Here is a 9,821-nt window from a genome sequence, read left to right as displayed (position 1 = left end):
TCGTAGACGTCTTCGAACAGCGGGTCGAACTCGTTGACGGCATCGATCGAATAGGCCTGGCGCGACGACTCGGCGCGGCCGCTGCGGCCGATCGGCGGCTTGAGCAGCGTGTTCGGGTCGGTGTTGCGCGCGGTCAGGTAGAACTCCAGCTCGGGCGCCACCACCGGGTCCCAGCCTTCGGCCTCGTACAGGTCGCAAATGCGGCGCAGCACGCTGCGCGGGTCGAACGGCACCAGCTTGCCCTCGTGGTCGAAGCAGTCGTGGATCACCTGCGCCGTCGGGTCGGTGGCCCAGGGCACGATGCGCACGGTCGAAGGGTCCGGGCGCAGCTGCATGTCCTTGTCGGTCGGGTCGACCACGTCGTAGTACGGCCCGCTTTCGGGAAATTCACCCGTCACCCCCATGCCCACGATGGCCTGCGGCAGGCGCATGCCGCGGTCTTCGGTGAACTTCTCGCGCGGCAGGATCTTGCCGCGGGCCACCCCGGTCAGGTCGGGCACCAGGCATTCCACCTCGGTCACGCGGCGCTGGTTCAGCCAGTTCTCGAGGTCGTTGAAGCTCATGTTGGTCTTGGAGGGGGCTGTCATGTGCCGGTCCTTGTCTGTCGTTGTGGTTGTGTGGGGGGTGGGCGTCAGGCGCCCGTGCGCGCCAGGTCGGCCGCCTGCAGGCGCAGGCTGCGGCGCTGGCGGCAGGCCTTGCCGAAAGCGTCGAAGATGGCGTTGTAGAACGGCGTTTCCCAGCAACGCCATTCGGGATGGAACTGCACCGCGTAGGCGAAGGTGCGGGCGCCCTGCACCGCCACCGCTTCGATCTGGCCGTCGGGCGCGTGGGCCAGGGCTTCGAGCCCCGGTGCCAGGCGGTTGATGCCCTGGCCGTGCAGGGAATTGCCCATCACCTCGGGGCCGCCAGCCCAGGTCTCGAACACGCTGCCCGGCGCCAGGTGGATGGCGTGGCGCGGCGCGTACTGCTCGTCGTACGGCGCACCCTTGGGCTCGCGGTGGTCCATGCGGCCAGGCACCTCGTGCACCCGCTGGTGCAGGGTGCCGCCCAGGGCGACGTTGATTTCCTGGAAGCCGCGGCAGATGCCCAGCAGCGGGACGCCTTCGTGCACGCAGGCCTTGATCAGCGCCAGCGTGAGCGCGTCGCGCACCGGGTCCAGCGGCAGGCTGGGGTCGGCCACGTCTTCGTCGAAGTGGGCCGGGTGCACGTTGGACGGCGAGCCGGTCAGCATCACCCCGTCCACCAGGGGCAGCAGGTCGGCGATCTGTTCGGCGTCGGCCAGCGGGAACATCACCGGCTGGCAGTCGGCGCCCACCTTGACCGCCCGGGCGTACTTGTCGCCCAGCAGCAAGAAGGGCATCTGGTGGCCGTGGTCGCCCAGCAGGCGGTGGTCGGCGGGCAGCCAGACCATGCAGGGTGTCGGCTTGTTCATGGCATCTCCAAACACGTGGGTTGATTCTGGCCGGACAATTGGATCACAATCGGAGCCAGTTGAAGCCACTCCATGGTGCCACTTGAGCCAACCCCCTGCGCCGCTGGCGCGGCTTCCCCCTTGAAAGGGGGACCGCACGGGTGGCCCGGCAAAGCCGGTTCCACGGTGCGTCTGGATCAGACATGGCGCGCTGGAGCCTTCGTTGAATCCTGCCCTCACGCCCCGCACACATGTTGTCCGAATTCCTGCTGACCGAGATGACCCGCCTGGGCGCGCAAGACGCCCTGCCGCTGCACCGCCAGCTCTACGAAGCGCTGCGCCGCGCCATGCTCGACGGCAAGCTCGGCCCGGGCGAGCGCCTGCCCTCCAGCCGCGACCTGGCGCAAGACCTGAACCTCTCGCGCAACACCGTGGTGGCGGCCATCAACCAGCTCAGCGTCGAGGGCTACCTGGAAAGCCGCGTGGGCAGTGGCACCTACGTCAACGACAACGTGCCCCGCGTCAGCCCCGGCGCGGCGGCCCGTTCGGCCCCGCGCGGTGCGCCGGGCCCGGCGGCGGGCGGCCTGTCGCAGCGCGGCCTGGCCCTGTCGGGGCGCTTTCGCGCCACCGAACTGGAGGTGCAGCCCTTCACCCCCGGCATCGCCGACTTCAGCGCCTTCCCGCTCACACTGTGGCAGCGGCTGCAGAACAAACACTGGCGCATGACCTACCCGGACATGCTGGACTACAACGACTCGGGCGGCTACGCGCCGCTGCGCCGGGCGATCGCCGACTACCTGCGCGTGTTCCGCAGCGTGCAGCTGGACGCCGACCAGGTCATCGTCACCACCGGCACGCAGCAGTCGCTGGAACTGTGCGCGCGCCTGCTGGCCGACCACGGCGACACCGTGTGGGTGGAAGACCCGGCCTACTGGGGCGCGGCCAAGGCCTTCATGGCCAACGGCCTGGCGCTGCACCCGGTGGCGGTGGACGACGAAGGCATCCACCCCCTGGCGGCGGACGAGGCGCGGCGCCCGCAACTGATCTACGTCACGCCCTCGCACCAGTACCCCACCGGCGCCGTCATGAGCCTGGCGCGGCGCCAGCAGCTGCTGTCCACCGCGCGCACCCACGGCGCCTGGGTGCTGGAAGACGACTACGACAGCGAGTACCGCTTTTCCGGCCCGCCGATCTCCAGCCTCGAAGGCCTGGACGTGGACGGCCGCGTGCTCTACATGGGCACCTTCTCCAAGGTGCTCTACCCCGGCATCAAGCTCGGTTATCTGGTGGTGCCCAAGGCGCTGGTGACCGCCTTCAAACAGGCGCACTACGACCTGAACCGCCCCGGGCAGATGCCGCTGCAGGCCGCGCTGGCCGAGTTCATCGAGATGGGCCACTTCAGCAGCGCGCTGCGCCGCGCGCGGCAAAGTTACGCCGAGCGCCGCGCCGCCCTGCTCGAAGCGCTCAAGCCCGTGCTGGGCGGTGACATCTTCATCAGCGGCGCCGAACAGGGCCTGCACCTGTGCCTGCGCCTGCCGCCCCACGTGGACGACCGGGCCCTGGCCCAGCGCATCGCCCAGCAGGGGCTGACGGTGCGCCCGCTCTCGGCCTACTGCCTGGCCCGCGGCGACCTGCGCGGTCTGGTCATCGGCTATGGCTACGCACCGCTGGCGCAGATCCAGCGTTGCGGGCCGGTGCTGGCGGCGGCGGTGCGGCAGACCCTGCCCGAGCGGGGCTGATCGCACGCACCGGCCGCCCGCCCGATCAGGCGTGGTTCGCGCCGTCGTCTGCGCCGCGACCACCGCGCTGGTGGCCGGCAGCATCGTCGGCTCCACGACCGCGGCGGGCCATCAGGGTGGCGTCGTCCGCCGGTGCCTGGGCGTGGTTCGCGCCGTCGTCCGTGCCACGGCCACGGCGCTGGTGACCAGCGCCATCGTCGGCGCCGCGGCCGCGACGGGCCAGCTGTGCGTCGTCACCGGCAGGGGCCTGCGTGTGGTTGGGGCCGTCGTCGGTGCCACGGCCGCGGCCACGGTCGTCGCCCGCCGGGTCATCGGTGCCGCGACCACGGCGCTGGTCAACGGCGCCATCGTCGGCACCACGGCCACGGCCACCGCGGTCGTCGCCAGCGGCGTCATCGGACCCGCGGCCACGGCCGCCCTCGCTGCTGCTGCTGCCACCGCTGCTGGAACCGCTGGAACTGCTGCCGTCCCCGCCGCGGCCGCGGCCACGGCCGGAATCGCCACCGCTGTCACCGCCCCGCCCGCGGCCCTGGCGGGCCAGCTGGATGACGGCATCGCCGGGCTTGGCCGCCACGGCATCGCCCGAGAAGAACGGGTCGCGGCTGCCCGCGGCGGGGGTGGCGGCCAGGGCGGCGCTGCCGAAGGTGGTGAAAACGGCGCCAAGCGCCAGGGTGGACAACAAGGTCTTCATGATGGACTCCCGATGGAAAGGAAGAGAAGGATGTGGGCGCCGGACTGCGCCACACGGGTCTTCCTTTGCAGCGGACGTGCCAGCCCGCGCCTTCAACACAGAGCCTTGATTTGCATGGGCTTTTTGCACATGCGGCGCCAAAGGGTCCCGCAACAGATGGGCAAAAAGCCCATTTGACCGGGTGGAGCGGGGGATTTCCCCCACCCACCAGGGCCTGTTCGAGGCTCAGGGCCGCAGGCCGAACTTGTCGATGCGGTAGCGCAGGGTGTCGCGCGAGATGCCCAGCGCCCGCGCGGCCTGGGTCACGTTCCAGCGGTTGCGCTCCAACGCGTTGAGCAGCAGGCGCCGCTCGGTCTCGGGCAGGCTGGTCGGGGCGGCCTCGGCGCTCAGCGGCTCCAGGCCGGCAAAGGTCGAATCCAGCGGCACCGGCAGCGCCAGGTCGTCGGCTTCGATCAGCGGGTCGGCCGCCAGCATCACGCATTGCTCGACCACGTTGGCCAGTTCGCGCACATTGCCCGGCCAGTGGTGGGCCTGCAGGCGCGCCAGGGCTTCGTCGGAAAAATGCAGCCCGCTCTTGCCGTAGCGGCGTGAAGAGCGCGCCAGAAACAGACGGCCCAGCACCAGCACATCGCCCGCGCGCTCGCGCAGCGGCGGCAGGTTCACGCGCAGCGCGCCCAGACGGAAGAACAGGTCGCTGCGGAAGGTGCCGGCCTGCACCATGGCTTCGAGCGGGCGGTTGGTGGCCGCCAGCACGCGCACGTCCACCTTCTGCAGGCGCACGCTGCCCAGGCGGCGCACCTCGTGGTCTTCCAGCAGCTTGAGCAGCTTGGCCTGGGTCGCCAGTTCCAGCTCGCCCACTTCGTCCAGAAAGAGCGTGCCGCCGTGCGCCGCTTCCACCAGGCCGATGCGGCGCTCGCGCGCATCGGTGAAGGCGCCGCGCTCGTGGCCGAACAACTCGCTCTCGACCAGGTGCGCCGGCAGGCTGGCGCAGTTGATTTCAACGAACGGACCGGCGCGGCGCGGGCCTTCGAAGTGCAGCGCGCGCGCCACCATATCCTTGCCGGTGCCGGTCTCGCCGTGGATCAGCACCGCCGGCGCCGCTCCTTCGGTCAGGCGCGCATCGGCGTCCACGATCTGGCGCAGCCGGCCCACCAGCTTCTGCATCGCCGGCGATTCGCCCACCAGCGCCGCCAGGCCCTGGCCGCTGGCGGGGGCGCCTTCGACCACACGGCGCAGGTGCTGCAGCTCCTGTGTCTGGCGCTGCGCCTGCACAGCGCGATCGAGCACCTGCTTGAGCTGGTGCAGCGACACCGGCTTGATCAGGTAGTCGAAGGCGCCGTTCTTCATCGCGTCCACCGCCACCTGCTCGCTGCCGTGGCCGGTGGCCATGACGATGGGCAGCTGCGGCTCGCGCTCGCGCATGCGCTTGAGCACGCTCAGCCCGTCCTGGCCGGGCAGGTTGTGGTCCAGCACCACCACGTCGGGGCGTTGATCTTCGAGCAGCGCCAGCCCTTCCTCGCCACTGCCGGCGGTCTGGCAGCTCAGGCCCTGGCGCTCCAGGTACAGGTGCATGTTGCGCGCGAGCACGGGCTCGTCTTCGACGATCAATACGGTGTAGTTCATGCGGTGCTTCGGGGGGTGGCGGTGGGCAGCGTGAGCACGGCCTGCGTGCCCTCACCCTGCCAGCTGAACAGGCGCAGGCTGCCGCCCAGGCGTTCGATGGTGCGGCGCGCCAGCGGCAGGCCCACGCCGACGCCGGTGCGCTTGGTGGTGTGGAACGGCAGGAACACGCGTTCCAGGTCGGCCGGTGCGATGCCCACGCCGGTGTCGGCCACCTGAAGCTCCAGCCGGCCCTTGCGTTCGGTGATGCCCAGGCGCAGCTCGCCGCCCTGGGGCATGGCGTCGATGGCGTTGGCCACCAGGTTGTCCAGCGCCTGTTCCAGCGCGGGGGCGTCGGCCATCACCGGCGGCAGACCGGTCGCCCACTGGCGCACCACCGCCACGCGCTGGCGCGCCAGGCGCGCGCCGTGGCTGTGCAGCACCGCATCGCACATGGCGGGCAGGTCCACCGGCGTCAGCTGGCGCCCGCCCTGCTGCGCGTAGGCCAGCAGCTTGTAGATCCAGGTCTGCAGCCGGTCCACCTCGGCCATGATGTCCTGCGCTGCGGCGGCCTCGGGGCCCTGCGCCATCAGCTCGGCGCTGGAGCGGATCGAGCCCAGCGGATTGCGCAGCCCGTGTGCCACCGCCGAGGCCATGTCGCCCACCGCCACCAGCGATTCGTTGGCGACGATGGTGCGCTGCTGGCGCGCGATCTGGCGGTCGGCCATCATCACCAGCCCCACCAACGCCAGGTAAATCAGCAGGCCGCTGGCACCGCAGGCCAGCCAGACGAAGCGTGTCATCTCGTGCACCGAGGCCACCAGCCGCTGCGGCTGCATGTACAGCTCGGCCACGCCCACCACGTGTTTGTCCACGTCGTGCACCGGGATGTAGACCTCGATCGCGTCACGCGCCTCGTCCGACACGAACGCATGTTCGGGCTTGATGAAACTGGACGCTTCCAGCAGCTCGCTCTCCAGCGCCAGCCGACCCGACAAGGCTTCGTCCAGCTCGTGGTTGGCCCCGGGGTTGCGGCCGATCGCGGCCGCGTTGGTGGACCACACCAGGCGCCGCTGCGTGTCGTACACGTTGGTGTGCACCAGCCCCGGCATGCGCGAGAGTTCGCCGAACAGCGCCTCGAAGGCCTGAGGCTCGCTCGGGCCCGTGAACAGCCGGTCGCCGTGCTGCATGCGCACCAGGCTGTCCAGGAACTCCTGCGCCAGCTCGCCGTTGCGCCAGAGCATGCGTTCGGACACGTTGCGCGAGAGCAGCGTGGCGCTGACCGAGGCCGTGATCAGCACGCACAGCAGGCTCAACACCGCAAAGCGCCGCGTCCAGAACAGGGCGGGGCGTTGGAACAACTGACGCAGGTCGGGCAGGGCCATGGCGGGGTCCGGACTGAACAAGGTGTGCACAGGCGGCCTCCGCATTCTAGGGACGCACCGCCGGTGCACCCAAGAGGCCGGCGCGGGAGCTGGATCGCATGCCCCGGACCGGATGGGCGTGCCACCCCTGCACGGCCGCCATGGCACAGATGGCCCCGCTGACCGCCCACCACGCCAGCGAATCCAAATCCAAAGGATATCTATCGGCGGCTCAGCCCAGCGCGTCCTTGAGCCGGTACCACAGCATGCCCAGCGCGAGGCTGGGGGTGCGCAGCAAGGCGCCACCCGGAAAGTCGTGGTGCTTGAGCCGCGCAAACAGATCGAAACGCCCGGCCTGCCCCGCCACCGCCTCGGCCACCAGCTGGCCGGCCAGCCCGGTGAGCGCCACGCCGTGGCCGCTGAAGCCCTGCAGGTAGTACAGGTTGTCGCCCAGGCGGCCGAAGTCGGGCGCGCGGTTCATGCTGATGTCCACAAAGCCACCCCACACATAGGGCACGTCCACGCCGCGCAGCTCGGGGAACACATCGCCCATGCGCCGTGCCATCACGCCCTTGAGGTCGGGCGGCGTCATGGTGGTGTAGCTCACGCGGCCACCGAACAGCATGCGCCGGTCGGCGCTGAAGCGGAAGTAGTCGAGCACGAAGTTGTTGTCGCACACCGCCGCGTTGCCGGGGATCAGGCGCTCGCACAGTTCGGGCGCGAGCGGCTCGGTGCCCACGATGTAGGTGCCCACCGGCATGATGCGCGGCGCGATCTCGGGTGCCACCCGCGGCCCGAACTCGGGCAGCATGCAGTTGCCGGCCAGCACGCCGAAACGCGCCGTCACCTGGCCCTGCGCGGTGCGCGCCACCAGCGTGGCACCGCGCTGCAGACCCGTCACCGGTGACTGCTCGAAGATGCGCACACCCGCCGCCAGCGCGGCGCGCGCCAGGCCCAGCGCGTACTTCAGCGGGTGCAGGTGACCCGAGGTGTTTTCGCGGAACGCCGCCACGTAGCGCCGGCTGCCGATGAAGCGCGCCACGTCAGAACCCTCGGCCCATGTGCAGGCCACGCCGCGGCGGCTGTGGTCTTCAAACTCCTCGCGCAAGGCCCGCGCCTTCTTGGCCGAATCGGCCACATAGGTGTAGCCGCGCTGCCAGTCGCAATCGATGCCGTGGGTGGCGATGCGCTGTTCGATCAGCTCCACCGCCTGCACCGAGAGGTCCCAGGCGCGCTGCGCGTCCTGCGCGCCCAGCTGGTCTTCAAACGGCCCCTGGCCGCTGGCGTAGCCCACGATGGCCTGACCGCCGTTGCGCCCGCTGGCGCCGGAGCCGATGCGGTCGGCTTCCAGCAGCACCACGCTCAGGCCGCGCTGCGCCATTTCCAGCGCGGCGCTCAGGCCGGCGAAACCGCCGCCGACCACCACCACGTCGGCCTGCACCGCGCCCTGCAGCGGCGCGGCCGGCGCGGGCCGCGTCGCGCTGGCCTCGTAGTAGCTCTGCTGGTTGAGCTGGGTGTCGGAGTTCAGCAGGGAACGATAGAACATCTCAGGCCCCCGGCGAATGGCGCTTCTTGACCTGTCCGCACAGGTAAGTCCAGACGAACGTCGCGGCCGCGTTGCTGGTCAGCTCGGCGTGGTCGTAGGCCGGGGCCACCTCCACGCAGTCCATGCCCACCCAGTTCAGGTCGGCCAGTTCCTCGATGAAGGTCAGCACCTGGGCACTGGTCAGGCCGCCCGGCTCGGGCGTGCCGGTGCCGGGCGCGAAGGCCGGGTCCAGCACGTCGATGTCCAGCGTCAGGTAACAGGGCCGGTCGCCGATGCGCTGGCGGATCGCCGCCAGCACCGGGCCCAGCGCCGCGCCGTCCAGGCCGCGCAGCGCCCGCGCGGTGAAGATCTGCCCGCCCTGGTCGGCCACGTACTCGCGCGCCGCGCGCTCGCCACTGGAGCGGATGCCGATCTGCACCGTGTGCTCGGCGCTGATCAGGCCTTCCTGGATCGCTTCATACGTCCAGGTGCCGTGACCGGAGGGCTCGCCGAAGTGGTCGCTCCAGGTGTCGCAGTGGGCGTCGAAATGCACGCAGGCCAGGGCCTGGCCGTGGCGTGCCTTCGCGGCCCGCAGCAGCGACAGCGTGACCGAGTGGTCGCCGCCGAGGAACACGCAGTGGTGCTTCGCCATCAGCGCTGCGGCCTGCACCTCGATCTGCGCGCGCACGTCGGGCAGCGGCGAGGCGTTGGGCAGGCGCATGTCCAGCGCGTCGCCCAGCTGGTCCACCGCGCTCACGTCGAAGAAGGGGTGGATGCCGTCGCACAGCATCAGGCTGGCGGCGCGGATGGCCTGCGGGCCGAAGCGCGCCCCGGGCCGGTTGGTCACCACGCCGTCGTAGGGCACGCCGGCGATGGCGAAGGGCTGGTCGGCCAGCGGTTCGCAGGCGAGGAAACGGTTGGTGTTGCTGGCAAAGGCGAAGTGGGCAGAGGCCATGGCGGTGCGGTGAGATCGGCGGGAAAGTGGAACCACAAGATACCAACTCGAACGCCACTTGTTGAGTCCACTTGACCCCCTGGCCAGCGGGCCATGCGCCGGGGCCAGCAGGAAAACGCCGGGCGGGCTAGCATCGCCGCCACCCATTCCCAACCCCCAGGAGGCTCAACCATGCTCAAGCTCTACTACTCTCCCGGCGCCTGCTCGCTCTCGCCCCACATCGTGCTGCACGAGTCCGGCCTGCCGTTCGAAGCCATCGCCGCTCCGACCAAGACCCACCAGCTGCCCGACGGCAGCGACTACTACCAGGTCAACCCGCTGGGCTATGTGCCGTTGCTGGTGATGGCCGACGGCGAGAAACTGCGCGAAGGCCCGGCCATCGTGCAGTACATCGCCGACCAGGCCCCCGACAAAAACCTCGCGCCCGCCTACGGCACGCTGGGCCGCTACCGCCTGATGGAGTGGCTCAACTTCATCGGCACCGAACTGCACAAGGGCTTCTCGCCCCTGTTCACGCCGGGCATGCCCGACGAAGCC

At 70.5% G+C, this 9,821-nt stretch carries 8 protein-coding genes and 1 pseudogene; 2 read left to right on the top strand and 7 right to left on the bottom strand.

Translation table 11 applies throughout. The features are described from left to right. Both ACR2JA_RS06565 and ACR2JA_RS06560 read right to left on the bottom strand, forming a co-directional pair. A pseudogene (locus ACR2JA_RS06565) lies at positions 1-587 on the bottom strand (glutamine synthetase); the annotation flags it as partial. 44 nt (positions 588-631) lie between these two features. Further along, complete coding sequence (locus tag ACR2JA_RS06560; RefSeq protein ID WP_434008303.1) at positions 632-1,432, bottom strand: gamma-glutamyl-gamma-aminobutyrate hydrolase family protein; 801 nt, start codon at positions 1,430-1,432, stop codon at positions 632-634. Positions 1,433-1,662: 230 nt separating this feature from the next. Between ACR2JA_RS06560 and ACR2JA_RS06555 the strand changes: the two genes are divergently transcribed. Beyond that, positions 1,663-3,150, top strand: a complete 1,488-nt coding sequence (locus tag ACR2JA_RS06555) for a PLP-dependent aminotransferase family protein (RefSeq protein ID WP_434008302.1) — start codon at positions 1,663-1,665, stop codon at positions 3,148-3,150. A gap of 25 nt (positions 3,151-3,175) precedes the next feature. Here the strand turns inward: ACR2JA_RS06555 and ACR2JA_RS06550 are convergent, their stop codons facing one another. The 5 genes from ACR2JA_RS06550 to speB form a co-directional block, all read right to left on the bottom strand. Beyond that, on the bottom strand, positions 3,176-3,841 hold the full coding sequence (locus tag ACR2JA_RS06550) for a hypothetical protein (RefSeq protein ID WP_434008301.1): 666 nt from the start codon (positions 3,839-3,841) through the stop codon (positions 3,176-3,178). Between the two features lie 225 nt (positions 3,842-4,066). Then, the gene (locus ACR2JA_RS06545) at positions 4,067-5,464 is read right to left on the bottom strand and encodes a sigma-54-dependent transcriptional regulator (protein WP_434008300.1); all 1,398 of its coding nucleotides are present in this window, start codon (positions 5,462-5,464) and stop codon (positions 4,067-4,069) included. Continuing rightward, positions 5,461-6,855 (bottom strand): sensor histidine kinase, encoded by a 1,395-nt coding sequence (locus tag ACR2JA_RS06540; protein WP_434008299.1) that lies wholly within the window; start codon positions 6,853-6,855, stop codon positions 5,461-5,463. Before ACR2JA_RS06540 ends, ACR2JA_RS06545 begins: the two co-directional genes overlap by 4 nt. 181 nt (positions 6,856-7,036) lie before the next feature. Then, complete coding sequence (locus ACR2JA_RS06535) at positions 7,037-8,350, bottom strand: NAD(P)/FAD-dependent oxidoreductase (protein WP_434008298.1); 1,314 nt, start codon at positions 8,348-8,350, stop codon at positions 7,037-7,039. A gap of 1 nt (position 8,351) precedes the next feature. Further along, entirely contained in the window at positions 8,352-9,284 is a 933-nt protein-coding gene (gene speB, locus ACR2JA_RS06530; RefSeq protein WP_434008297.1) for an agmatinase, read from the bottom strand. 171 nt (positions 9,285-9,455) lie between these two features. Here speB and ACR2JA_RS06525 point away from each other — a divergent pair. After that, positions 9,456-9,821 (top strand): glutathione S-transferase N-terminal domain-containing protein (locus ACR2JA_RS06525; RefSeq protein WP_434008296.1); only part of this gene is annotated, 366 nt, incomplete at its 3' end.

Origin of the sequence: Hydrogenophaga sp. (assembly GCF_051007235.1) — a bacterium.
In the GTDB taxonomy this organism is placed as follows: domain Bacteria; phylum Pseudomonadota; class Gammaproteobacteria; order Burkholderiales; family Burkholderiaceae_C; genus Hydrogenophaga.
This window is presented reverse-complemented; position numbering and strand designations above follow the sequence as displayed.

What these genes read in the sequence shown, in the direction of transcription:
- ACR2JA_RS06545 (WP_434008300.1), bottom strand. Translation starts at nt 5,464, where the DNA reads ATGAACTACACCGTATTGATCGTCGAAGACGAGCCCGTGCTCGCGCGC.
- speB (WP_434008297.1), bottom strand. Translation starts at nt 9,284, where the DNA reads ATGGCCTCTGCCCACTTCGCCTTTGCCAGCAACACCAACCGTTTCCTC.
- ACR2JA_RS06535 (WP_434008298.1), bottom strand. Translation starts at nt 8,350, where the DNA reads ATGTTCTATCGTTCCCTGCTGAACTCCGACACCCAGCTCAACCAGCAG.
- ACR2JA_RS06550 (WP_434008301.1), bottom strand. Translation starts at nt 3,841, where the DNA reads ATGAAGACCTTGTTGTCCACCCTGGCGCTTGGCGCCGTTTTCACCACC.
- ACR2JA_RS06560 (WP_434008303.1), bottom strand. Translation starts at nt 1,432, where the DNA reads ATGAACAAGCCGACACCCTGCATGGTCTGGCTGCCCGCCGACCACCGC.
- ACR2JA_RS06555 (WP_434008302.1), top strand. Translation starts at nt 1,663, where the DNA reads ATGTTGTCCGAATTCCTGCTGACCGAGATGACCCGCCTGGGCGCGCAA.